The sequence below is a fragment of the Aquitalea sp. FJL05 genome (genome assembly GCF_003852595.1).
GTDB classification, from domain to species: domain Bacteria; phylum Pseudomonadota; class Gammaproteobacteria; order Burkholderiales; family Chromobacteriaceae; genus Aquitalea; species Aquitalea aquatilis.
Genome location: NZ_QAJS01000008.1, coordinates 41677 through 65512, shown reverse-complemented (window position 1 = coordinate 65512; position 23836 = coordinate 41677). Strand labels below are relative to the sequence as shown.

Sequence of the window (23836 nt, the reverse complement as noted above, 5' to 3'; positions counted from 1 at the left end):
CCGGAATAGGGTTCAGACCGCTGTTGTGTGCAGAGCGGCGTATTGCGTTTCGCTGACGATATGGTTGACCAGGCGGCCCACACCTTCGACCTCCACGACAACTTCATCGCCCGGCACCACATCGGCCAGGCCTTCCGGCGTGCCGGTGGCGATCATGTCGCCGGGCGACAGGGTCATGAAGCTGCTGAGGTATTCGATCAGGTAAGGGATGTCGAACACCATGTCACGGGTATTGCCCTGCTGGCGCAGCTCGCCATTCACCCAGGTGCGCAGGGCGAGCGCTGCCGGGTCGGCCACGTCGTCGCGGTCTACCCACCACGGGCCGATGGGGGTGAGGGTGTCGCGGTTCTTCACCCGCAGATTCGGCCGGTAGTAGTTTTCCAGGTAGTCGCGCACGGCGTAGTCGTTGCACACGCTGTAGCCGGCCACATAGTCCATGGCCTGCGCGCGTTTCACGTTTTTGGCAGTCTTGCCGATGATCACCACCAGCTCGCACTCGTAATGCATGTAGAGCAGATTGTCCGGTCGCACCGATACCTGACGGTGGCCGGTGAGCGTGGCGGGCGACTTGAGGAAGACCAACGGCTCGGTCGGTGCCTTGAAGGCCAGTTCGGCGGCATGGTCGGCATAGTTCAGTCCCAGCGCGAATACCGTGCCTTCTGCCGGTGGCAGCCACTCGACAGCGTCTTCGGCAAAGCGGCGGCCATCGGCCAATTGCACCGAGTGGTCTGCCTGCACCAGCACCGGATGAATGTCGGCCTGACCGGGCAGGCGGATGCGGGCGTGTTTCATTGGGCGCTCTCCTCGGCGATAAAGCGGTTTTCCAGCCGGCCAATGCCGTCGATTTCCACAGCCACGCTATCGCCGGGGCGGATTTCCAGCTGGCGCAGCGGGGTGGCGGGGATGATCACGTCGCCCGGCTGCAGAGTCATGAACTGGCTGAGGGCGGCAATCAGCTGCGGCACGGAGCGCAGCCAGTCGCGGCTGTGGTTGGTTTCGGCCAACTGCCCGTTCAGGTAGCTGCGGATTTCCACGTTGAGCGGATCGATGGAGGCTGCATCCACCTGCCAGGGGCCCATCGGGCAGAAGCCGTCACGGCATTTGGCCTTGACTGCCGGGCGGTAGAAGCTGCTTTCTTCCAGGCTGATTTCATTTACCACGGTGTAGCCTGCGACAACATCCAATGCCTGTTCTTCAGCCAGCTTGCTGGCCGTCTTGCCGATCACCACACCCAGTGTGCCACCGGCAAATACCTTGCCGGCCTGTGCTGGCAGGGCGATGTTGCTGGCGTGGCCCGCATGGGTGTTGCGCGGCTTGATGAACAGCACCGGTGTGGCCGGGGCTTTCTGGTAGGGGGGCTGTTGAAAGTCGGCTGCCAGCTTGTCCAGCAGGCTGCGGTGGTTCAGCGCCACGCCATACACGGTGCCGCTGGTGGGGGCGAGCCATTGTGGTTGGTCCGCCAGCGGATTGCCGTTGTCCAGCAGCAGCTTGCCATCGGCCAGCGGCGTCACGTGGCGGGCTTGTTGGTCCAGCACGATGCGGCCTTGCTTCATCGGTCTCTTCCTTGTTGTGAGCATGGCCTGCGACTGCTGGCCATTTATTTAATATGTTAACTTTATACGGTCGGGGCAAAGGGTTTGTCAACGCAGCTAGCCGGCCAGTTGCTGGCCTGTCTGTCACTATGCCGGCAGTGGGACAGTACTTTCTGTACAAATAACTGTACTTTTCATGAGTTTATGGATGGCATTATCTGATGTGATAAACCTGATTGATGCTGTATTTTCAATTTAACTAGATGAAAATAAAACGATTTAATTTTTATGGCGGTATCGATGAGAAATGGTGGCTGTACAAAAGCTGACATTGCCGGGCGGCTGTAGTATTTTCAGCACAGCGATGCACTGGAGTGGACATGGGGCAGAACAGGCGTACACCGATACCCAATATCGACATCGGCAGGGTGTATGACAGCCGCTATGGCGAGTCGGACATCAATATCGAAGCCTTTGGCAAACTGGCGGAATTCTTTGGCCGCAATATGCCGGTGCATCGGCATGACCGCTTTTTCCAGCTGCATTATCTGGCTAGCGGGCAGATCCGCCTGTATCTGGAGGAGCAGCAATACCTGGCGCGGGCGCCGCTGTTCTTCTTTACGCCACCCACGGTGCCGCATGCCTTTATTACCGAGGCAGATGCTGAAGGTTTTGTGCTGACGGTAAGGCAGGAACTGGTGCGCCAGCTCTTGCACACCTTGCCGGCACCACAACTGGAGCCATGGTTGATGCAGCCGGCCTGCGTTGAACTGCAGGATGAACCGGCAGCCCAGCGTCTGCCCTTACTGCTGACCATGCTGGGTGAGGAATTCATGGGCGAGGGGCGGGGGAGGGAGGCGGCCATGCAGGGGCTGACCCAACTGATCCTGGTCGCAGCCCTGCGCTTGTCACAGCATACCGAGCCTGCCGCGCACTTTCGGCGCGAAGATCTGCAAATCTTCCACCGCTTCAATGCGCTGATCGAGGCGCATTACCGCGAGCATTGGTCGCTATGGCGTTATGGTGAAGCCATAGGGGTGACCGAGTCGCGGCTGAATGACATTTGCCGGCGCATGGCGGATCTGCCATCCAAGCGGCTGATTCACGACCGCCTGCTGCAGGAAGCCAGGCGGCTGCTGATTTTTTCCGCCAGTTCGGTCAACGAGATTGCCTACCATCTCGGCTTCAAGGACCCGGCTTACTTCTCGCGCTTTTTCTTGCGTGAAACCGGACTCAAACCCAGCGATTACCGTCGGCGTAACAGTTGATGCCAGCCTATTGCAGCAAGCCACGGCTGCGGGTATCCGACGGCAGCTCGCAAAACAGCTTGCGATAGTCGCGGGCAAAGTGGCCCAGGTGGTAAAAGCCCCAGTAACCGGCCGCTTCACGTATGCCCCTGGCGGCATGCTCGGGGGAAAGCAGCATGCGCCGCACGGCATTGAGCCGGATCGAGCGCAGATAGTCCACCGGCGTGGTGTTGGCAATCAGCTGAAAACTGTTCTGCAGGGTACGCCGGCTGACGCGCAATTGCTGGCACAGGTCCAGCACGGTGACCGGTTCGTCGCTGCTATCCATCACGATGGCCTGGCTGCGCCGCACAATATCGCTGTGGGTGGCATAGGTCAGATTCAGCCGCTGCTCCGGCACACTGTCATGCAGCATGTCCAGCAGCAGGCTGATCAACTGGTGCTGCACCAGCTTCTGGCTGCCGGCAAATTCCAGCAGGTCGGGGTTTTCCAGCGCCTGTTCGAACACGCCAAGCAGTGTGCTGCGGGTGCTGGCCAGTTGCTCTGGCCTGACTTGTATCACCGGCTGCCAATGGCGTTTTCCCGATAGCTGCTGGTAAAACTCCGGTGCCAGTGCAGCCAGGTCTTCGTTGCGCACCGACAGCTGGATGGAGTCCACCGCCGGTGGTACGTGCATGATGAATTCTTCATTGCTGCGCAAGGCAGTGATGGCATGGCTGCCCACCGAGCGGCCTTGCAGGGTGAGAGGCAGCGGGGCGTGGATGGGAATGGCAAAGTGCACCATGTCGGCTGGCGCACGGCCATATTGCACCACGCGCTGGTTGAGTACTTCGCGAAACACTTCCAGGTGGCCGGTGTGCAGCCGCGATAGCGAGCTGCAAAAGCGACCGCTGCTGATCTGGTCGTAAACCTGTTGCCAGCCGGGCAGATGGGCGGCATGGTGCTGCGCGTCGTTGAAATGACGGATTTCGGCCAGCATGGTGGACCTCCTGATGCGTTGTCTCTCTGGCGGCGGGGCAGGCCCGGCCACTCCATTTCTCTATTGGCGTTTCTTAGTGAGCTGACCGCTGGGCGGACTGGCGGGCGGCATCTTGGTGTCGCTCCTGCCGGTTTGGCATGCCGGACAGCTTAAAGCATATTCGGCCTGCCTTCGTATCTTCAGGGATTTGTCTGCTACCCGCAAAAAATACTTAATATATTATCTAATTTCCCAGGGCGCAGCGGGGGCCGCACCAAGCCAAGCCTTGTCTGACAAGGGTTGCGCTGCTGTGCTGTTTGTTTCATCCCTGCAACAAGACAGCCGTTTTTCAAGCTCGTCCACCTGGCCTGTCTTTCAGTAGAGGTCGGTGCAGGCTTTGCCGATTTGGGATAAGCCGGCGAAAAAGTGCCGCGTATATTGACCTGCAACAAGATACCTCGGGAGAGCGCCTGCTAAGGGCGGCGCCAAGAGGACATCAGAACATATTGCCGTGAGCGCTGGCCTGGCCGCTGCGATTGGCACATCTACTGAGGAGTAAAGCGTGATGGATCAAAACCTGGTGGCGGTATTGCCGCAAGTCACCGCATTCGTGCAAAAGGAACATGGCCTGTTGATCGATGGCCGTGCGGTTGCGGCCTTGTCCGGCCAGCGTAGCGAGGTGCGTAATCCGGCGACAGGGCAGGTGATCGCCAGCGTGGCCGATGGCAATGAACAGGATGTGGATGCGGTGGTGCAAAGCGCTCATGGCGCATTTCGCTCAGGCGTGTGGTCGGGCCTGCGGCCGGCCGAGCGCGAACGTACTCTGCTGAAGCTGGCCGATGTGCTGGAAGCCCATGCCGAAGAACTGGCCCAGCTGGAAACGCTGAACCAGGGCAAGTCCATCCATATTTCGCGCGCTATCGAAGTGGGGGCCGCCATCGAGTTTGTCCGCTATATGGCCGGCTGGGCCACCAAGATCGGCGGCGAAACCATGGATGTGTCGATTCCGGTACCGCCCGGCACCCACTACACCGCCTACACCCGGCGCGAGCCAATTGGTGTGGTGGCCGGCATCGTGCCGTGGAATTTTCCGCTGATGATTGCCATCTGGAAGATGGTGCCGGCGCTGGCAGCCGGCTGTACCGTGGTGCTCAAACCCTCCACCGAAACCCCGCTCACCGCACTGCGGCTGGGCGAGCTGGCACTGGAAGCCGGCATCCCGCCGGGCGTGGTGAATGTACTGACCGGGCGTGGTTCCCGCGCCGGGCAGGCGCTGGCCGCTCACCCGCTGGTCAGCAAGATTTCCTTTACCGGCTCCACTGAAATCGGCAAGACCGTTGGCCATGCTGCCATCGATAACATGACCCGCTTCTCACTGGAGCTGGGCGGCAAGAACCCGATGATCATGCTGGGCGACATCGATGTCGACAAAGCCATCCAGGGTGCCTTGATGGGTGGTTTCCTCAATCAGGGCCAGGTGTGCGCTGCGGCCTCGCGCCTGTACATCCATCGCAGCAAATTCAACCAGGTAGTCGAAGGGCTGGCCGCTGCCGCCAACAGCATGACGCTGGGCAGCGGGCTGGACCTGAACGCCCAGGTCAATCCGCTGGTGTCGGCACGGCAGCAGCAGTCGGTGTGCCGGCTGATCGAGGCCGGTCGCAGCGAAGGGGCCAGCATTCTGGCCGGCGGCGGCGCGGCCGATCTGCCGGGTTATTTCGTCAAACCCACCATCATGATCAATGCCACGCAACACAGCACCATCGTGCAGGAAGAGGTATTTGGCCCGGTGCTGGTGGCATTGCCTTTTGACAGCATCGAAGAAGCGGTCGCCATGGCCAATGACTCGCGCTATGGCCTGGCCGCCAGCCTGTGGACCAATGACTTGTCTGCCGCCATGCATATCGTGCCGCAAATCCAGGCCGGCACGGTGTGGGTCAACAGCCATATTCCACTCGACCCCAGCCTGCCGTTTGGTGGTTTCAAGCAGTCCGGCATCGGCCGCGAGTTTGGTCGCGGTGCGGTGGAAAACTTTACCGAGACCAAATCGGTCTGCATCGCGCATTGAATCAGTAGAACCCCCGGTCCTGCCTATCCCTGCCTGGCCATCCATTTCGTGATGCCGGCAGACATGCAAGCAGAACCGGGGATATATCAGATTTTGTTGGCCACGACTGGCCACAAACTGTCTTCAAAGGAGCAACACCATGTCTTACGACAAGTCCCGTTTCTGGCACCCCATGCTGCACCCCAATGAAATGAAGCAGCGCGAGCCCATCCGCATCGTGCGTGGCGAAGGCTGTCATGTATTCGACGATCAGGGCCGCAAGCTGGTGGATGGCGTGGCCGGGCTGTGGAATGTCAATGTTGGCCACAACCGCCCCGAAATCAAACAGGCCATTGTCGCGCAGCTGGACGAACTGGAGTATTTCCAGCTGTTTGATGGCATCTCGCATCCGCGCGCCGAAGAACTGTCCGCCACCATCATCGACATGCTGAAGCAGGAAGACATGGCGCGCGTCAGCTTCAGCTCCGGCGGGTCGGATGCGGTGGAAACCGCACTCAAGCTGGCCCGCCAGTACTGGCGTGTTTGCGGCCAGCCGGACCGCACCAAGTTCATCTCGCTCAAGCAGGGTTACCACGGCGTGCATTTTGGTGGTGCTTCGGTCAATGGCAATACCGTGTTCCGTCGCAACTACGAACCCTTGCTGCCGGGCTGCTTCCATGTGGAAACCCCGTGGCTGTACCGCAACCCCTTCACTGAAGACCCGGAAGAGCTGGCGCAGATGTGTGCGCAGATGCTGGAACGCGAAATCCAGTTCCAGAGCCCGGATACGGTAGCCGCCTTTATTGCCGAGCCCATTCAGGGGGCTGGTGGCGTCATCGTGCCGCCGGCCAGCTACTGGCCGTTGATCCGTGCGGTGTGCGACAAGTACGGCGTGCTGCTGATTGCCGATGAAATCGTCACCGGTTTTGGCCGCTCCGGCTCCATGTTCGGTAGCCGCCTGTGGGGCGTGAAGCCCGACATCATGTGCCTGGCCAAGGGCATTTCTTCCGGTTACGTGCCGCTGGGGGCTACCGTGGTGAATCAGCGTATTGCCGATGCTTTTGCCCAAAACCAGGATTTTGGTGGCGTGGTGATGCATGGCTACACCTATGCCGGCCATCCGGTGGCCTGCGCCGCGGCCATTGCCAACCTCAAGATCGTGCGTGAGGAAAACCTGCCGGCCAAGGCGGCAGCGCAGGGCGAATACTTGCTGAACAAGCTCAAACCGTTTGCCGACAAATATGCCGCCGTGGGCGAAGTGCGTGGCAAGGGCCTGATGATTGCGCTGGATCTGGTGCAGGACAAGCAAACCCGCGAACCCATCGACCCGATGGGCGGCTATGCCGGCAAGGTGGCCGAGATCGCCCGCGAGGCTGGCGTGCTGGTACGCCCGGTCGGGACCAAGATCATCCTGTCGCCGCCGCTGGTGATTGGCCAGGCCGAGTGCGATGCCATCGTGTCGGCGCTGGCTGCCGGTTTCGACGCAGCCTGAGTTGCCTGATGGCAGAGCGGCGCGCTTGCCGGTGCGCCCTCTGCCTGCTGATGGGGCCTTGTCATGCACATTCTTGTCGCCTCCGCACCAGCGGAAAAGCAGTTGCAACGCAGTCTGGACGTGCTGCAGGATTTGCTGCCCTTGAGCGCCTGTGCCTTTTATCGGGTAAACCGGCAGCAGCAGCCACATGACTTCGTGCTGCGCAGCATGCCGGATACCGTGCATCAGCGCTATGTCAGCCGTTATATGCAGTACGACCCCTTGCATCCGGCGCGGCTCGCCGTACAGCCACGCAATGTGGTGGCGCTGGGCGAGGTGCTGGCTGCACCCTTGCAGCCGGTATCCCGCTACGGCCAGTTTCTAACCAGCAGCCGGGTAGTGGACGTGGTGGAGATCCTGCTGCGTCGTGGCGGGCGGGTGGTCGCCGGGTTTTCGCTGCTGCGGCAGGGCCACATGCATGGTTTTGCTGCCGAGGAGTTGCAGTTGCTGCAGCGGGTCTATGGCTTGCTGGACATGGCGCTGGAGCCATGCTTGCAGTCAGGCCGCGAGGCCCATGCACAGGTGTCACTGACCGGGCGCGAGGCCGAGATTGCCCGGCTGGTGTGCGCCGGGGCCTGCAACAAAAGCATGGCCCGTGAGCTGGATATAGGTCTGGCCACGGTCAAGACCCATTTGCTGCACCTGTTTCGCAAGTTTGCCGTATCCAATCGTACCGAACTGGCCTGCGCACTGTTTGCACAGCAGCAAGCGGCAGCGCCGGGCGCAGCCAGCCAGGACTTTGCCGGAAGTCATCCATAACAACAAGGATTTCCGGCTTCAGCATGGGAAAGAAAGTCGCGGTGCGCCACAGACGGGCCAGCAGCCCGCTGCCGTGCTGACTTTGCCATGGTTAGCGTATCTTCAGGAGGAGAAACCAGATGTCGATAGAGAAGAAACTCAGCCAGCACCTGCAGCAAGGGGTGGTTGGCTTTCCGGTGGCGCTGGCCAGTTCGGTCGGCGTGGTGATGGCCAGCCCGGTCATCCTTACCGTTACCAGCGGTTTTGGCATGGCCGGCAGCACCTTTGCCCTGGCCATGCTGATTGCCTTTATCATGATGCAGGCGCAGGCCACCACCTTTGCCGAAGCCGCATCCATGCTGCCCACCTCGGGCGCAGTCTACGATTACATTTCCGGTGGTCTGGGGCGCTTCTGGGCCATTACCGGCACCATTTCCGCCTATCTGCTGGTGCATGTGTTTGCCGGTACTGCCGAAACCATCCTGTCCGGCATCATGGCGCTGGTGAATTTCGAGCACCTGAATACCATGATGGAGCACAGCGGCACTTCCTGGATGGTGGGCGTGGGGCTGGTCATCCTGTTTGGCCTGCTCAATGCGCTGGGCATCACCATTTTCGGCAAGGCGGAAATCATCCTCACCTTCGTGATGTGGGCGACGCTGACGGTATTCGGCGTCATCGGCCTGCTCAAGGCACCGGCAGTATCCCTGCAGGGCTGGTTTGGCAATCCGCTGGATCTGTCCGACCCCAGCGGCGTGCTCAGCCTGATCGGTATGGCCATGTTCATGTTTGTCGGCTTCGAGTTGGTGACACCGCTAGCCCCCGAGCTGAAAAATGCCGGCCGCAATATCCCGCGGGCTGCCCGGCTGGGCCTGACCGGCGTGGCCGTGACCATGGCCATTTATGGCGCGGCCATGGTGCATCAGGTGGCCAATGTGGCAATGGACCCGAAAAACCCGGCAGGGCCGCATCTACTGGATACCCCGATGGCGATTCCGGCCTTTGCTGATCAGGTGATGGGGCCGTTTGGCAAGATCTGGCTGGGCATCGGCCTGTTGTTTGCCGGCGCGGCCACCATCAACACTCTGATTGCCGCCTTGCCGCGCATCCTGTACGGCATGGCCATCGATGGCGCACTGCCCAAAGCCTTCACCTACCTGCACCCGCGGTTCAAGACCCCGCTGCTGGGCATTCTGGTGGCGGTCATCATTCCCTGTAGCCATGCCTGGTTCATTCAGGGCGATCTGGACCGCATCATGCCGCTGGTGCTGGCTGCCGTGTGCGCCTGGGGTGTGGCTTATCTGCTGGTCAATCTGGCAGTGGCACGCTTGCGCTTTACCCGGCCTGATTTTCCGCGCGCCTACCGCTCACCGTGGTTTCCGCTGCCGCAGATTGTATCCTCGGTAGGTATTCTGCTTGCCATCTGGTACATCACCCCGCCCGGCATGCATCCGCGTGATATCTATCTGCCCTTCGGCATCATGCTGGGCCTGACTGCGCTGTATGCGCTGGTGTGGACGGTATGCGTACAGAAGGTCAACCCCTTCCGTGCCGTGGCGCTGGAGGACATTCTCGCTGCCGAGTTTGGCAAGGTAGGTGGCCATGCCTCGCTGATCGACGAGGAGCTGAAGCGTGTGGCAACGAGCGCTTGATTTCGCCTTGCGCCCCAGGCTGCCCAAGGGCTACCGGCCGGGGGTGACCCTGGCACGGCTGGAGCGTGACCTGAGCGGTCTGGACTACCTGGGAGAAGAGGATGGCCAGCGTCGCTATGCTCTTCCGGGCAGCCACTGGAGCGTGCTGGTGAGCGAAGTGGTGGACAGCCAGCTGCTGCTGCATACCGTCAGCTGTCGCTTCAGCCTGCAGCTGGCTCTTGCGGGACCAGCACAGCCTTGCCGGCTGATATTCAGCCACCGTGGCAGCTGGCGGCGCAGCGGCATTGCCTGCAGTCTGCTGCGTGGTGATGTCAGCGAACTGGCGGCATTGCGGCAGCAGCTGGAGCAGGATGCCGACTTGCACACCGCGCTGATGCCGCTGGATTTCAAACGCTGCGAGCTGCTGGGCGATGCTGCAGGCTGGCGGGTGGAGATCGAGCCTTTCGCTGCCAGCGAAGTTGTTGGCAGATTTCCACCATTTCGCCGCTATATCCGTCTGATCACTACCCAGAAACTAGCCGTGCTGGCCAGTATGGCAGCATTGCGCCGCCTGCTTTTGGCGCAAGATGGCCCTCCCCTGAAACAAGACTGAGGGCGGCTGCCAGGGTAGTCCGTCCGGGAGAATGGACATGCGGCAGAGCAGATTTACACTTGGCAGCACGCTTCTCTGGCTGGGCAGCCTGTGGCTGACCACGGCGGTGCTGGCAGCCCAGCCAGTGCCACGGCCCAATATCGTGTTGCTGGTGGTGGACGATATGGGCTATTCCGATCTGGGGGCGATGGGGGGAGAAATTGACACCCCCAATCTGGATGCCTTGCTGCGCGAAGGCCGGCTGTTGTCCAGCATGCTGGTGGCACCCACCTGTTCACCCACCCGCGCCATGCTGCTGTCCGGCATGGACAATCATCTGGCTGGTGTCGGCAATATGGCCGAGATGATGACGCCCACGTTGACCCCGCATCAGGTGGGGCAGGCTGGCTACGAAGGCTATCTGGCCAGCCGGGTGGTGGCGCTGCCGCAGCTGCTGTACGAGGCCGGTTATCACACTTATATGAGTGGCAAGTGGCATCTGGGCATGGCCGATGGCCAACGGCCGGAGAGCCGGGGCTTCGAACGCTCTTTTGCGCTGATGAATGGCGGCGCAGCACATTTCAATCAGTCAGCTCCACAGCAGATCATGGCAGGCACGCCGGCACCGACTTATCGGGAGGATGGCCGCATTGTTTCCTTGCCAGCCAATTTCTACTCCAGCACTTTTTTTACCGACAAGCTGATCAGCTATCTGGACACGCAGCCCGCCGACGGCGAGCCCTTCTTCGCCTATCTGGCCTATACCGCGCCGCACCTGCCTCTGCAGGCTCCCGAGCGCTTCCTGCAGCAATATCGCGGACGCTATGCGGCCGGTTACGAGGAAGTTTCCCGCCAGCGTATTGCCCGCATGCAGCGGCTGGGGCTGATCGGCAAGCAGGTAAAACCGGTACCCATGCCGCCCGGTGTCCGACCCTGGGCCAGCCTCAGCCCGGCCGAGCAGGCCCGTTCCGCTCGCGACATGGAAGCCTATGCCGCCATGCTCAGTGCGCTGGATGCCGAAGTGGGCCGGCTGGTGGCGCATCTGAAGCAGCGCGGCCAGTTTGACAATACCGTCATTCTCTTTCTGTCCGACAACGGGCCGGAAGGCAATGACTGGGCGGCAGATGGGGGTAACAAAAGCTGGATACCCGCCAACTTCGACAACCGGCTGGAAAATATCGGCCGCCCCGATTCCTTTGCCTTTCAGGGGCCGGCCTGGGGCCAGGTCAGCGCCCAGCCTTTCCGCTATTTCAAGGCCTTTACCAATGAGGGCGGGGTGCGCTCGGCTTCGTTCATTCGCTATCCCTCTGCTATCCGTGCGGGTCGCAGCACGCAGCTGCTGACGGCCATGGATGTGATGCCCACCCTGCTTGAGCTGGCGGGTGCCCACCATCCCGGCCTGCTGTGGCAGGGTCAGACGGTGCTGCCTGTGCAAGGGATGTCGATGCTGCCTTATCTGCAAGGCCGTGCTGCCGTGCACAATCCCGATTATGTGTGGGGCATGGAGCTGATGGGACGGCAAGCCTTGCGCAAGGGCCGCTGGAAAATCGTCTACCAATACCAGAATCGCAAGCAGGGACGCTGGGCACTATACGACCTGCAACAAGACCCGGGCGAACAGCATGATGTTGCTAGCCGCCATGCCGCCAAGCTGGACGAACTGCTGACGGAATGGGCGCAGTATGTGCAGCGCAATAATGTGCGCCCCGGCACGCGTGATACCGGTTATCCGCTGACAGGAGACGAATAGCATGCTGCGCAGTTTGATCGCTGGCGGCCTGTTGTGGGTGAGTCTGGTGGCGGCAGCTGCACCGCTGCTGGGCAGTGCTGCTGCCTGCCGGCGCTATGGCGGCGTGCCTGACACGGTCGCCACGGCTGCCACGACACAAGGCTGGGTGCCGGGCGGACGTTTCATCATGGGGGCGGATGATGCCTATCCCGAAGAAGCGCCTGCGCGCGAGGTTGCTATCGCAGGCTTCTGGATGGACAGACACGAAGTCAGCAATGCCCAGTTTGCCCGCTTTGTGCGCGCCACAGGCTATCGCACTTTGGCTGAGCGCGGGCTGGATGTCCGGCACTATCCAGCTGTGCCGGCCAGGCTGCGTCAGCCCGGATCCATGGTGTTCATCATGCCCACCCGGCTGGCCCCGGACCAGGTCAACTGGTGGCACTTTGTCCCCGGTGCCAACTGGCGGCAGCCGGAAGGGCCGGGCAGCAGTTGGCGCGGGCGGGAGAACCACCCGGTGGTGCATATTGCCCGTGAAGATGCCATGGTCTATGCCCGCTGGGCCGGGCGTAGCCTGCCGACCGAGGCCGAGTTCGAATATGCCGCGCGTGGTGGTATCGACAGCCGTTTTCCCTGGGGGGATAGCCTACAGCGACAGGGGCGGCAGATGGCCAATACCTGGCAGGGGCCTTTTCCCTTCAAGAACAATACTGAGGATGGCTTTGCCGCTACCGCACCGGTGGGCTGTTTTGCGGCCAATGGCTATGGCCTGTTCGACCTGATCGGCAATGTGTGGGAATGGACAGCAGATGACTGGAGTACGTCGCTGGCCAGCGCTGTGGCACAGCCAGCGTTGAATCTGGAGGATGCCCTGTCATTGCAGGCCCGTGGCAGCAAGCTTGGCACCATCAAGGGTGGTTCCTTCCTGTGCTCGCCGCTGTATTGCCAGCGCTACCGGCCCAGCGCCCGCCATGCACAGGAGCTGAGCCTGGGCAGCAGCCATATCGGTTTTCGCACCGTATCCCACGCACCTGGGCCGGCCAAGCCTTAAGCTTCCTCTGTCATGCTGCTCAGCAGCACACCGGGCTGGGGAGCGGGCAGCTGTTCCAGCTCGCTGAGCAGGCCGATCAGCAGCTCCAGTTTTTCCTCGCCGAAATGGGCTTCGATCTGTTCGTAGCAGGCGGTGGACAGCGGGGCCACCTGGCGGGTGAGGCGGCGTCCCTCTTTGGACAAGGACACGATCAGCCGGCGGCTGTCCACCTTGTCGCGGCTGCGCAGCACCAGTCCGGCTTTTTCCATGCGTACCAGAATGCCGGTCAGGCTGGGCGACAGGATGCAGGCCAGGTCGGCAATCATGCCGGCTTCCATTTCGCCGCGATCATCCAGCAAGCGCAAGATGCGCCATTGCTGTTCGGTCAGGCCCACGCTATTGAGCAGGGGGCGGAAATAAGCCATCACCGCTTCGCGGGCGCGCAGCAAGTGTTGGGGCAGGCGGTGCTGGTGCTGGGGATTCTGTTTGGGCATGGGGCACAGGATGAACAATGTTTTTAACATCTTAACATTCAGTTTCCTGCAACCCAAGTTCGCTGCTGTTTGCCCATGTGTTCTCCACCATTTGATGGATGGGGCGCTACCGCTCTGCGGCCTAGACTGGGCCATCATCCACCAACAGGAGCAAGACATGAGCGAACAGGCCAGAACAATCGTCATTACCGGAGCCGGCAGCGGCATTGGGGCCGCCTGCGCCCGGCTGCTGGCCGCCGATGGCCACGCGCTGGTACTGATAGGCCGCCGCGCCGCGCCATTGCAGGCGGTGGCACAGGATTGCGGTGCGCTGGCACTGGTGGGCGATGCCGCCAGCAGCGCCGATTGGCAAGCGATGCTGGCACAGATCATGCAGCGCTACGGGCGGATTGACGGCCTGCTGTGCTGTGCCGGCGGTCTGGGCATGGGCAGTGCGCTGGCGACCGACGATGCGGCATGGCAGGCTGCCATGCGTGCCAATCTGGATTCGGCCTTTGTCAGCACGCGCGCCTGCCTGCCAGCCCTGATTCACAGCCGGGGGGCAGTGGTGTTGCTGGCATCGATTGCCTCGCTCGCCGCCGGCCCGGAAGTCTGTGGCTACACCACGGCCAAGCATGCCCTGATCGGTCTCACCCGTTCGCTCGCCCGCGACTATGGCCCGCAAGGGGTGAGGGTGAATGCGGTCTGCCCCGGCTGGGTGACCACGCCGATGGCCGACCAGGAAATGCAGCCGCTGATGCAACACTATGGCGACAGCCTGCAGCAGGCGTATGCCCGGGTGACGGCTGATGTGCCCTTGCGCCGTGCTGCCGCACCAGCGGAAATCGCCGCGGTGTGCCGCTTTTTGCTGTCGGAACAGGCCAGCATCATCACCGGCGCGGCCATTGTGGCTGATGGTGGTTCCAGTATTGTCGATGTGCCGACGCTGGCGTATGGCCAGCTCTGATGCCATGCAAGCAACAAGACCGCCGGGCTGGCGGTCTTGTTGCGCGCTGCGAACAAATCCCCTGCTGCGGCGTTGCGCCTTCTGGCCGTACTGCTTGTACTGTCTGCGTCGGCGAGCCTTGCACAGAGACTTTTGTTTACTGCTCTGAAATGGCTGAACCGTTCTTGGTCAATGCATGGCGGCGCTGCTCTCCGGCAGGGTGGCTCCACCATCCACCACGATGGTCTGTCCGGTGATGTAAGCCGCAGCATCGGAGGCCAGAAACAGCATCGCCGCCGCGATATCCATCGGTTCCCCCAGCCGGCCCAGCGGAATGCTGCCGGCAATGGCCGCATTCAGGCCGGCATCGCCCAGATTGTCCATGGCTGGTGTGCGTATCATCCCGGGCTCCACCCCGTTGACGGTAATGTGATCAGCCGCCAGTTCCAGTGCGGCGGCGCGGATAAAGCCGTTAACCCCGGCCTTGGAGGCGGCGTAATGCGCCAGCCCCGGATAGGCAACCCGCGGGCCGGTCACCGATGAGGTGGCAATGATGCGCCCGCCACCCTGGTGACGCATGGCTGGCTGTGCGGCCTGACTCAGCCAGAACAGCGCCTGCAGGTTGACCGCCAGCGTGCGTTGCAGCAGTGCCGGGCTGATATCGGCAAACGCCGTCAGCGGGAAATAGGCGGCATTGTGGATCAGCACATCCAGCCGGCCCTGTTGTTCCAGCACGCGGCCCACCAGTGCGGCCGCCTGCTCTGGCTCGGCCAGATCGCATTGGCAGGCACTGGCCTGCAGGCCTTGCGCCCGCAAGGCTGCGGCCGTAGCCTGGGCCAGTTCGCCCTGCAAGTCCGCCACCACCACCGTGGCCGCATGCTGGGCAAACAGCTGGCAGATGGCCGCGCCTATGCCTTGCGCGCCGCCGGTCACCAACACCACCTTGCTGGCAAAGTCGAGCTTGAGCATGGCTAGCCCTCAGTCGTGCAGCGGATGGCTGGTGCGATTGAGAATCTGCGTTTTTGCACCGACCGGGAAGTTGGAAATGGTAGTAAAGTCATTGCCCTGATAGCCGAAAATCTTGCCGTCGGTTTTCAGTTGCTGCAGGTCGATCAGCACCACGCCCAGCGTGGGAATGATTTTCTCGCGCCAGACAAACAGGTAGAGCTCGCGGTCCAGCTTGAAATAATGGCAACGGTCCACATCAGCCAGCCCCTGTTCCACGCCTTGCAAACACTGCCAGGTATAAAAATGGCTGTTCAGATAGATATGCTCGTAACACTCGGTGGGGCTGTAGCGGTACTGGTTGCGCAGGCCGATCAGTTCGTCGCTGACGTGGTGCAGAGCGGTGCTGGCCGTAACCTGCTGATTGAGGCTGCCATGGGCAAACTGGCAGCGTACTGCGGTCAGCTCCTGACCCTGATTGACGCGACTGAAGGCCGATTGCGCCACCTCCTCGGCTTGGGGCAGTTGTCCGGCCACGGCGGTAAACACAGCGCGTTCCAGATCCAGCACCAGACTGAGCGAATGGCCATGTGCCTGGCGCGGGATGAAATCCAGCAGCACGATGCCGGGACGCAGGCTGCTGGCGCGGTAAGCCCCCTGGCCGACAAAGCCCTCGGCGCTGCCCTTGCTGATGGTTTCCAGCTGGCAATCCTGCTCACCCACCTGCAGGCTGGCGCTGCTGCCATCGGCAAAGTGCAAGACAAACTGCCGCCCTTGCAGGGAAGTACTGAAGGGAAGAATGTGGCTATCCGGGGCGAAACCATCGGCCAGATCGCCGACGGGAATGAATACGGGTTGGCTGCTCATGTTGTTCTCCTGATGGGGTAAAGGCCCGATCAGTGTGCGAGAGCAGTGCTGCTGACACCATCCACCATTTGGTTGAAGCCGCCGGACTCATATAGCAAAACGGGCAGCTTCCGCTAAAGGAAAGCGCCCCGTGGCCGCCATGTCAGCAGCGCAACCAGGCTGCGCCAGTACCGCTACAACTTTGCAAGACCCAACTCACGACGACTTCCCGCTGTTCAGGCGTACCGCGCAAGTGTTCCTAACAGATGGACAATGCGGAATGGCATGTATGCGTAGTTGTACTGATCGTCATTGATACAGGGGAGGGCGAACTGTCGCGAGAAGAGGGAATGAGGCGAAAATAAAAAACGGGGCCATCCTTGCTGGAAGGATGGCCCCGCTTTGGTGTGCGGCTTGAATGGGTCGGGAATGATGCCTTGGCTTTCGCCCAAGCAACTTCCCTACATACCGCGCAGGTGGCTCAGGCGTCCGGTACGTTCATCGAGTTGATGCTGAAGCCAGCATCAACATAGGTGATTTCACCGGTAATGCCGGAGGACAGGTCCGACAGCAGGAAGGCGGCGGTGTTGCCCACTTCCTCGGTGGTCACATTGCGGCGCAGACAGGATTGGCCGGCTGCAATCGACAGCAGCTTGGAGAAGCCGGAAATGCCGGCGGCAGCCAGGGTCTTGATCGGACCGGCGGACAGGCCGTTGACACGGATATTGTCCTTGCCGAGGCTGGCGGCCATGAAGCGTACCGACGATTCCAGGCTGGCCTTGGCCAGACCCATCACGTTGTAGTTCGGGATGGCGCGGATGGCACCCAGATAGGACAGGGTCAGCAGGGCGGCATTGCGGCCTTGCATCATCGGGCGTGCAGCCTTGGCCAGCGCCGGGAAGCTGTAAGCGGACACATCATGCGCGGTGTGGAAAGCTTCGCGGGTCAGTGCGTCCAGGAAGTCGCCTTCCAGCGATTCGCGCGGGGCGAAGGCAATGGCATGCACCAGGCCGTCCAGCCCATCCCACTGTTTGCCCAGATCGACAAACAGCTGGTTGATTTCATCATCACTCTGCACATCGCAGCGGAAAACCAGCTCGCTGCCGAAATCCTTGGCCATTTCACGTACACGGTCTTCCAGCTTGTCCACCACGTAGGTGAAAGCCAGCTCCGCGCCTTGCTTGTGGCACGCCTGGGCGATGCCATAGGCGATGGAGCGGTTGGAGATCATGCCGGTAATCAGAATTTTTTTGCCTTGCAGAAAGCCCATTTGGAGTCCTTCTTGGTAGAAACAGGGGGGCATTATACCCAAGCCTGCGCTACGCTGTCGTGGTGATTGTCCGACAGCCGTCGTGCACGCGGCGGCAAGGCCGCGAATCGCGCGTCCGGCAGACGGTCGGAAAAAGGTTTATATCGTGGTAACAGGCCGTGCGCCACGGGCTGGAGCGTTCCGCCGCCAGCCGGAAACAGGCTATCCTGTCCACGATGCATGATTATTCCGTTCTGCCCGGGCTGGGTGGCAGGCTGTTGCCGCTAGCCGCAAAACGGAAAACCGCAATGATAAGCTAGTCATGATTAATGCGTAAGCAGTCACAACAATATGAAACAACAACATTGGCTAGGGGTTTTGCTGCTGCTGTGGGCTGCCAGGGGGATGGCTGCTCCGGCTCAGGCCATGGGCTATACCCCGAAATACGCCGCCGGTTTTACACATTTTGACTATGTCGAGCCGCAGGCTCCCAAGGGCGGGCAGTTGGTATTGCCGGCACAGGGCAGTTTTGACACGCTCAACCCCTTCACCCTGAAGGGGGACAAGGCCGATGGCGTGCAGGCGCTGCTGCTGGATACCCTGGGGGTGTCCAGCGAGGACGAACCCTATAGCTGCTATGGCCTGCTGGCCGACGACATGCAGCTGGCGGCCGACAAGTTGTCGGTACGCTTTCACCTGAACCCGCTGGCGCGTTTTGCCAATGGCCGTCCGCTGCAGGCGGCCGATGTGGTGGCCTCCTTCAATACCCTGACGCGTGACCCGGCCGCCACGCCGCTATATCGCCTGTACTGGGCCGATGTGAAGCAGGCGATTGCGCTGGATGCCGCCACCGTCCGCTTTGACTTCAAGCGCAAGAATTCCGAACTGCACATGACGCTGTGCCAGTTGCCGGTGTTTTCCCGGCAATGGATTGCCGCTGGCAAGTCGCTGGCCGATGTGGCGCTGCTGCCACCTGTCGGTTCCGGCCCCTATGTGCTGGAGCGTTACGATCTGGGCAAGAACATCAGCTTCAAGCGCAACCCGCAGTACTGGGCAGCCAAGCTGCCGGTACGCAAGGGCATGTTTAATTTCGACCGTATTAGCTACCGCTATTACCAGGACGAAACCGCGCGGCTGGAGGCGTTCAAGGCTGGTGAGTTCGATGTATCGGCCGAAAACATGGCCAAGCAGTGGGCGCGCGGTTATGCCGGGGCCAAGTTTGACGATGGCCGCATCATCAAGAAAGCCCTGCCGCACCAGCGCGGTGCGGGCATGCAGGGCTTTGTGTTCAATCTGCGGCGGCAGCAGTTTGCCGACAAGCGCTTGCGTCAGGCCATCAGCCTGGCCTTTGATTTTGAATGGGCCAATCGCAATCTGTTTTATGGCCAGTACCAGCGCAGCAACAGCTTTTTCACCAATAGCGATCTGGCCGCCAGCGGTCTGCCGGGGCCGGACGAGTTGAAACTGCTCAATCCGATCAAGGACAAGCTGGACCCGCTGGTATTCGGCCAGCCGGTGGAGCCGCCGTTTACCGATGGCCGCTATGGCATCCGCCGCAATCTGCGCCAGGCACGCCAGCTGTTGTTCGAGGCTGGCTGGCGCTACGAAGGCGGTTTGCTGGTCGATCACCGTGGCCGGCCCTTGCGCATCGAGTTTCTGACCTATTCCAAGGTGTATGACCGGGTGGCCAGCGGCTGGCAGCAGAATCTGGCCAAGCTGGGCATCACGCTGACGGTGCGCCTGGTGGACCCGGCCATCTACCAGCGCCGGCTGAATGATTTCGACTACGACATGACGGTGGTGGTGTACGGTGCCAGCAACAGCCCGGGTAACGAGCAGCTGGACTTCCACAGCTGTCAGGCGGCGCAGACCCCCGGTTCGCAAAACTGGGCCGGACTGTGCGATCCGGCGGTGGAGGCCTTGCTGCCCAACTTCCAGCAGTTTGCCGACCGCCGCCAATTGCAGGCCGCCAGCCGGGCGCTGGACCGGGTATTGCGCGCCGGCTATTACCTGTTGCCCAACTGGTATCTGCCTTATTACCGCATGGCCTGGTGGAACCGCTTTGGCCAGCCCGCCAAGCTGCCTTTGTATTACAGCCCGACCACGTGGGCCATCGAAACCTGGTGGGAGAAAAAATGATCATGTGGCGCTATATCCTGAAACGCCTGTTATTGATGATTCCCACCCTGATCGGTGTGCTGGCACTCACCTTCGCCATCATCCAGCTGGTACCGGGCGGGCCGGTGGAGCAGATGGTGCAGCAACTGGGGCACAGCGGTGTGGCCGGCGAGACGGTCAGCAGTGGCAACCCGTCTCAGAGCCGTGGTGGCCTGCAGCCAGAGGAGCTGCAGGCATTGCGCAAGCTCTACGGTTTTGACCAGCCGCCCTTGCAGCGCTTTGGCCACATGCTGGCCGGCTTTGCCCGCTTTGATCTGGGTGACAGTTTTTTCCATCACCAGTCGGTGGCCCAGTTGATTCTGTCCAAGCTGCCGGTGTCGATGAGCATCGGCCTGTGGACTTTTTTCATCACCTATCTGCTGTGCATTCCACTGGGCATTGCCAAGGCGGTGCGTGACGGCAGCCTGTTCGACCTGGCCAGCAGCACGCTTATTCTGATCGGTTATGCCATTCCCGGTTTTGTGCTGGGGGTGGCCTTGCTGGTGCTGTTCGGTGGCGGCAGTTTCTGGCAGCTGTTTCCGTTGCGTGGGCTGGTGAGCGACAACTGGTCCAGCCTCAGTCTCCTCGACAAGGTGCTGGATTATCTGTGGCACATCGTGCTGCCGGTGACCGCGTCGGTGGTGGGTAATCTGGCGGTGATGACCATGCTCACCAAAAACGTGTTCCTGGAGGAAATCCGCCGCCAGTATGTGTATACCGCTCGCGCCAAAGGCTTGTCCGAGCGGACCATCCTGTACCGCCATGTATTCCGCAATGCACTGATTCCGCTGATTACCGGCTTTCCGGCCGCCTTTATCGGCGCGTTTTTTACCGGCAGCCTGCTGATTGAAACCCTGTTTTCGCTGGACGGGCTGGGCCTGCTGTCTTACGAGTCGGTGATGCGCCGCGATTATCCGGTGGTGATGGGCAGCCTGTACGTGTTTACCTTGCTGGGCTTGCTGGCCAAGCTGCTGTCTGATCTGAGCTATGTGCTGGTCGACCCGCGCGTCAGTTTCGATGGAGGTGAGCGATGAGCCATGCGCCCAGCCTTACCCCCGGTCAGCGTGCCTGGCGGCGCTTTTGCCAGCATAAGCGCGGCTTTTTCAGCCTGTGGCTGTTCTTGCTGCTGCTTGTGCTGTCGCTGGGCGCCGAGCTGTTGTCCAACGACCGGCCACTGGTGGTGCGCTATCACGACCAGCTGTATTTCCCTTTGCTGTTCGATTACCAGGAAACCACCTTTGGTGGCGACTTTGATACCGCTACCGACTACCTCGATCCCTTCATCCAGGACCAGTTCGCCCGGCCAGGCAATTTCGCCATCTATGCGCCCAATCCTTACAGCTACAACACCGTCAATTATTTTGCCGACAGCCCCAATCCGGCGGCACCATCGGTCGACAATGTACTGGGCACCGATGATCGCGGTCGGGACGTGCTGGCGCGGCTGATCTACGGCTTTAGGGTGTCGGTACTGTTTGCGCTGGCACTGACTGTGTCCGGCACGCTGTTGGGGGTGCTGTTTGGTGCCTTGCAGGGCTTTTTCGGCGGCAAGTTCGACCTGATTCTGCAGCGGCTGCTGGAAATCTGGGGCAGCCTGCCCGAGCTCTACCTGCTGATCATCCTGGCCTCGCTGTTCAAGCCCAGCCTGCTGCTGCTGTTATTGCTGCTGACGGTGTTCGGCTGGATGGGGCTGGCTGATTATGTGCGCGCCGAGTTCCTGCGCAACCGCCAGCTGGAATATGTGCTGGCGGCCCGCTCGCTGGGGCTGAACAGTCTGCAGATCATGTGGCGGCATTTGCTGCCCAACAGCCTGACGCCGGTGTTGTCCTTTCTGCCGTTTCGGGTGAGTGGGGCGATTCTGGCACTCACCAGCCTGGATTTTCTCGGTCTGGGGGTTCCGTCCAGTACGCCCAGCCTGGGCGAGCTGCTAGCGCAGGGCAAGGATAATCTGGATGCCTGGTGGATTGCCCTGCCCACATTCGCCGTGCTGACCACCACACTGCTGTTGCTGATTTTCATCGGCGAAGGGCTGCGCGCAGCCATGGATACCCGGAAAGGCTGAGATGGAAACCCTGTTGACCGTTGCCGCATTGAATGCCCACTTTGGTCGTCAGCAAGTGCTGTCCTCGGTGGGCTTCAGCGTGGCGGCCGGCGAGAAGGTAGCGCTGGTAGGCGAGTCCGGCTCCGGCAAAACCGTGACTGCCCAGGCCCTGCTGCAGCTCAATCCTGATGTCCGGCTGAGCGGCTCCATCCGCCTGGCCGGCGAAGAGCTGCTGGGGGCGGGCGAAAAGCGCCTGCGCCAGATACGCGGCCGCGATATCGCCATGATTTTCCAGGAGCCGATGCATGCGCTGAATCCCTTGTTCACCATCGGCCGGCAAATCTGCGAAACCCTGACCCTGCATCTGGGGCTGACGGCACGCGAGGCCCGTGCCGAAGCCATCCGCCTGTTGCTGCGCACCGGCATCAGCGAGGCCGCCGACAAGATCGACAGCTACCCCTTTCAGCTGTCTGGTGGCCAGCGCCAGCGCGCGATGATCGCCATGGCCCTGGCTTGCCGGCCACGCTTGCTGATTGCCGACGAGCCGACGACGGCGCTGGATGTCACGGTACAGGCACAGATCCTGCAACTGCTGGATGAATTGCAGCAGGAGCTGGGCATGGCCGTGCTGTTCATTACCCATGACCTCAATCTGGTGCAGCGTTTTGCCGACAAGGTAGTGGTGATGCGCGGGGGGCTGGTGGTGGAAAGCGGCAAGGTGGCGCAGGTGTTCCACCAGCCTTCTCACCCGTATACCGCCGAATTGCTGGCCAGCCGGCCGGATGTACTGGACGAGGAAGCCGCCTCCACCATGCCACCCCGTCTGCTGGCACGCAATCTGGCCGTCAGTTATGTACAGAAACGCGGCCTCCTGCGCCGGCGCGAGCAGACGGTATTGCATGATGTGTCACTGAGCGTGCCGGCCGGGCAGACGCTGGGCATTGTCGGGGAGTCGGGCTCGGGCAAAACCACGCTGGGCCTGGCCCTGTTGCGCCTGCTGCCGTGCCGGGGCGAGATCAGCCTGGATGCAGTTGATTTGCAGGGCTTGCGCGGTGGAGCCCTGCGCCGGGCGCGCAAGGATTTTCAGGTGGTATTCCAGGACCCGTTCGCCGCACTGTCGCCACGGCTGACCGTGGGCCAGATCGTGGCCGAAGGGCTGGAGCTGCACCAGCCGCAGCTCAGCCGCGCCGAAATCCGCCAGCAGGTGGTGGCCACCCTGGCCGAAGTGGGCCTGCATCATGAATTCATGGAACGCTATCCACATGAATTCTCTGGTGGCCAGCGCCAGCGCATTGCCATCGCCCGCGCACTGATTCTCAAGCCCAAGCTGCTGCTGCTGGACGAACCAACCAGTGCCCTGGATGCCACGCTGCAAAAACAGGTGCTGCAGTTGTTGCGCAGCCTGCAACGCAAATACGGCCTCAGTTATCTGTTCATCAGTCATGATCTGGCGGTGATCCGCGCGGTAGCGCATCAGGTGCTGGTGTTGCAGGCCGGGCGGGTGGTGGAGCAGGGCGCTGCCGGCCAGCTGTTCGCTGCGCCACAGCAGGCGTATACCCGCCAATTGCTGGCGGCGGCCTTGCCGGACTCTTGAAAAGCGCCGCTGGCGCTCCCATTGTCTATAGATAGCCGCAGATCACCGCACTGTGCCGGCCGGCAGGGCGGCAAAACCGCGGTTGCCCCGCAGGCAGTCAATTGTTAACATCAGCGGCTAACGACACTGCAAACCACCCCGAATACTAGAGGAAGCCATGAGCGATCTTATCCTGCACGTAACCGACGACTCCTTTGAACAAGACGTCCTGAAGGCCGATGTGCCGGTACTGGTCGACTACTGGGCGGAATGGTGTGGTCCGTGCAAGATGATCGCCCCCATCCTGGACGAAGTGGCCAAGGAATACGCCGGTCGCCTGAAAGTGGCCAAGCTCAACATCGACCAGAACGAGCTGACTCCGCCGAAATTCGGCATTCGCGGCATTCCGACGCTGATGATTTTCAAGGACGGCCAAGTGGCCGCCACCAAGGTGGGCGCACTGGCCAAGAGCCAGCTGGCCGCCTTCATTGACAGCCACATCTAAAGCGTCTATTCTCGACTGAACATTCTTCAAGCAGGCGGCGCATCAGCCGCCTGTTTCGTATCCGCATCTACA

General features: G+C 61.3%; 21 protein-coding genes. 14 read left to right on the top strand and 7 right to left on the bottom strand.

Features of this window, described 5'->3' with window-relative positions:
• Positions 1–12: 12 nt before the first annotated feature.
• Both DBR44_RS08000 and DBR44_RS07995 read right to left on the bottom strand, forming a co-directional pair.
• The gene (locus tag DBR44_RS08000; protein ID WP_124643562.1) at positions 13–792 is read right to left on the bottom strand and encodes a fumarylacetoacetate hydrolase family protein; all 780 of its coding nucleotides are present in this window, start codon (positions 790–792) and stop codon (positions 13–15) included.
• Positions 789–1553 (bottom strand): fumarylacetoacetate hydrolase family protein, encoded by a 765-nt coding sequence (locus DBR44_RS07995; RefSeq protein WP_124643561.1) that lies wholly within the window; start codon positions 1551–1553, stop codon positions 789–791. The genes DBR44_RS08000 and DBR44_RS07995 overlap by 4 nt, the downstream gene beginning before the upstream one ends.
• 359 nt (positions 1554–1912) lie before the next feature.
• On the opposite strand from DBR44_RS07995, the gene hpaA reads away from it, so the two are divergent.
• Entirely contained in the window at positions 1913–2800 is an 888-nt protein-coding gene (gene hpaA / locus DBR44_RS07990; protein ID WP_124643560.1) for a 4-hydroxyphenylacetate catabolism regulatory protein HpaA, read from the top strand.
• Between the two features lie 7 nt (positions 2801–2807).
• Here hpaA and DBR44_RS07985 read toward each other — a convergent pair whose 3' ends face one another.
• On the bottom strand, positions 2808–3758 hold the full coding sequence (locus tag DBR44_RS07985) for a helix-turn-helix domain-containing protein (RefSeq protein ID WP_124643559.1): 951 nt from the start codon (positions 3756–3758) through the stop codon (positions 2808–2810).
• 544 nt (positions 3759–4302) lie between these two features.
• On the opposite strand from DBR44_RS07985, the gene DBR44_RS07980 reads away from it, so the two are divergent.
• From DBR44_RS07980 to DBR44_RS07950, 7 genes are all read left to right on the top strand, one after another.
• Positions 4303–5802 carry an aldehyde dehydrogenase family protein gene (locus DBR44_RS07980; protein ID WP_124643587.1) on the top strand — a complete coding sequence of 500 codons (1500 nt, stop codon included), beginning with the start codon at positions 4303–4305 and terminating at the stop codon, positions 5800–5802.
• 139 nt (positions 5803–5941) lie between these two features.
• Entirely contained in the window at positions 5942–7273 is a 1332-nt protein-coding gene (locus tag DBR44_RS07975) for an aspartate aminotransferase family protein (RefSeq protein ID WP_124643558.1), read from the top strand.
• A gap of 63 nt (positions 7274–7336) precedes the next feature.
• Positions 7337–8071: a helix-turn-helix transcriptional regulator gene (locus DBR44_RS07970; protein WP_124643557.1), complete on the top strand. Its 735-nt coding sequence runs from the start codon at positions 7337–7339 to the stop codon at positions 8069–8071.
• Positions 8072–8190: 119 nt separating this feature from the next.
• On the top strand, positions 8191–9702 hold the full coding sequence (locus tag DBR44_RS07965) for an APC family permease (protein WP_124643556.1): 1512 nt from the start codon (positions 8191–8193) through the stop codon (positions 9700–9702).
• Positions 9683–10294 carry a DUF3156 family protein gene (locus DBR44_RS07960; RefSeq protein ID WP_124643555.1) on the top strand — a complete coding sequence of 204 codons (612 nt, stop codon included), beginning with the start codon at positions 9683–9685 and terminating at the stop codon, positions 10292–10294. Before DBR44_RS07965 ends, DBR44_RS07960 begins: the two co-directional genes overlap by 20 nt.
• Before the next feature lie 37 nt (positions 10295–10331).
• Complete coding sequence (locus DBR44_RS07955) at positions 10332–12023, top strand: arylsulfatase (RefSeq protein WP_124643554.1); 1692 nt, start codon at positions 10332–10334, stop codon at positions 12021–12023.
• A gap of 1 nt (position 12024) precedes the next feature.
• Positions 12025–13050 (top strand): formylglycine-generating enzyme family protein, encoded by a 1026-nt coding sequence (locus DBR44_RS07950; RefSeq protein ID WP_124643553.1) that lies wholly within the window; start codon positions 12025–12027, stop codon positions 13048–13050.
• Here the strand turns inward: DBR44_RS07950 and hpaR are convergent.
• The gene (gene hpaR, locus DBR44_RS07945) at positions 13047–13553 is read right to left on the bottom strand and encodes a homoprotocatechuate degradation operon regulator HpaR (protein WP_233578431.1); all 507 of its coding nucleotides are present in this window, start codon (positions 13551–13553) and stop codon (positions 13047–13049) included. The genes DBR44_RS07950 and hpaR overlap by 4 nt on opposite strands.
• A 127-nt stretch (positions 13554–13680) precedes the next feature.
• Here hpaR and DBR44_RS07940 point away from each other — a divergent pair, with 127 nt between their 5' ends.
• On the top strand, positions 13681–14469 hold the full coding sequence (locus DBR44_RS07940) for an SDR family NAD(P)-dependent oxidoreductase (protein ID WP_124643552.1): 789 nt from the start codon (positions 13681–13683) through the stop codon (positions 14467–14469).
• Between the two features lie 168 nt (positions 14470–14637).
• Here DBR44_RS07940 and DBR44_RS07935 read toward each other — a convergent pair whose 3' ends face one another.
• The 3 genes from DBR44_RS07935 to fabI all read right to left on the bottom strand — a co-directional run bounded on the left by DBR44_RS07935 (position 14638) and on the right by fabI (position 17509).
• Positions 14638–15417, bottom strand: a complete 780-nt coding sequence (locus DBR44_RS07935; RefSeq protein ID WP_124643551.1) for an SDR family oxidoreductase — start codon at positions 15415–15417, stop codon at positions 14638–14640.
• 9 nt (positions 15418–15426) lie between these two features.
• Positions 15427–16260, bottom strand: coding sequence for a MoaF C-terminal domain-containing protein (locus DBR44_RS07930; RefSeq protein ID WP_124643550.1), 834 nt, complete (start codon positions 16258–16260; stop codon positions 15427–15429).
• Between the two features lie 460 nt (positions 16261–16720).
• A complete protein-coding gene (fabI, locus tag DBR44_RS07925) occupies positions 16721–17509 on the bottom strand; it encodes an enoyl-ACP reductase FabI (RefSeq protein WP_103522851.1) in 789 nt (262 codons plus the stop codon).
• Between the two features lie 330 nt (positions 17510–17839).
• Here fabI and DBR44_RS07920 point away from each other — a divergent pair, with 330 nt between their 5' ends.
• From DBR44_RS07920 to trxA, 5 genes are all read left to right on the top strand, one after another.
• Positions 17840–19627: an extracellular solute-binding protein gene (locus DBR44_RS07920; protein WP_124643549.1), complete on the top strand. Its 1788-nt coding sequence runs from the start codon at positions 17840–17842 to the stop codon at positions 19625–19627.
• Positions 19628–19629: 2 nt separating this feature from the next.
• The gene (locus DBR44_RS07915; RefSeq protein WP_124643548.1) at positions 19630–20679 is read left to right on the top strand and encodes a microcin C ABC transporter permease YejB; all 1050 of its coding nucleotides are present in this window, start codon (positions 19630–19632) and stop codon (positions 20677–20679) included.
• Complete coding sequence (locus DBR44_RS07910) at positions 20676–21707, top strand: ABC transporter permease (protein ID WP_124643547.1); 1032 nt, start codon at positions 20676–20678, stop codon at positions 21705–21707. Before DBR44_RS07915 ends, DBR44_RS07910 begins: the two co-directional genes overlap by 4 nt.
• A 1-nt stretch (position 21708) precedes the next feature.
• Complete coding sequence (locus DBR44_RS07905; RefSeq protein WP_124643546.1) at positions 21709–23280, top strand: ABC transporter ATP-binding protein; 1572 nt, start codon at positions 21709–21711, stop codon at positions 23278–23280.
• Between the two features lie 157 nt (positions 23281–23437).
• The gene (gene trxA / locus DBR44_RS07900; protein ID WP_045847065.1) at positions 23438–23764 is read left to right on the top strand and encodes a thioredoxin TrxA; all 327 of its coding nucleotides are present in this window, start codon (positions 23438–23440) and stop codon (positions 23762–23764) included.
• Positions 23765–23836 lie beyond the last annotated feature (72 nt).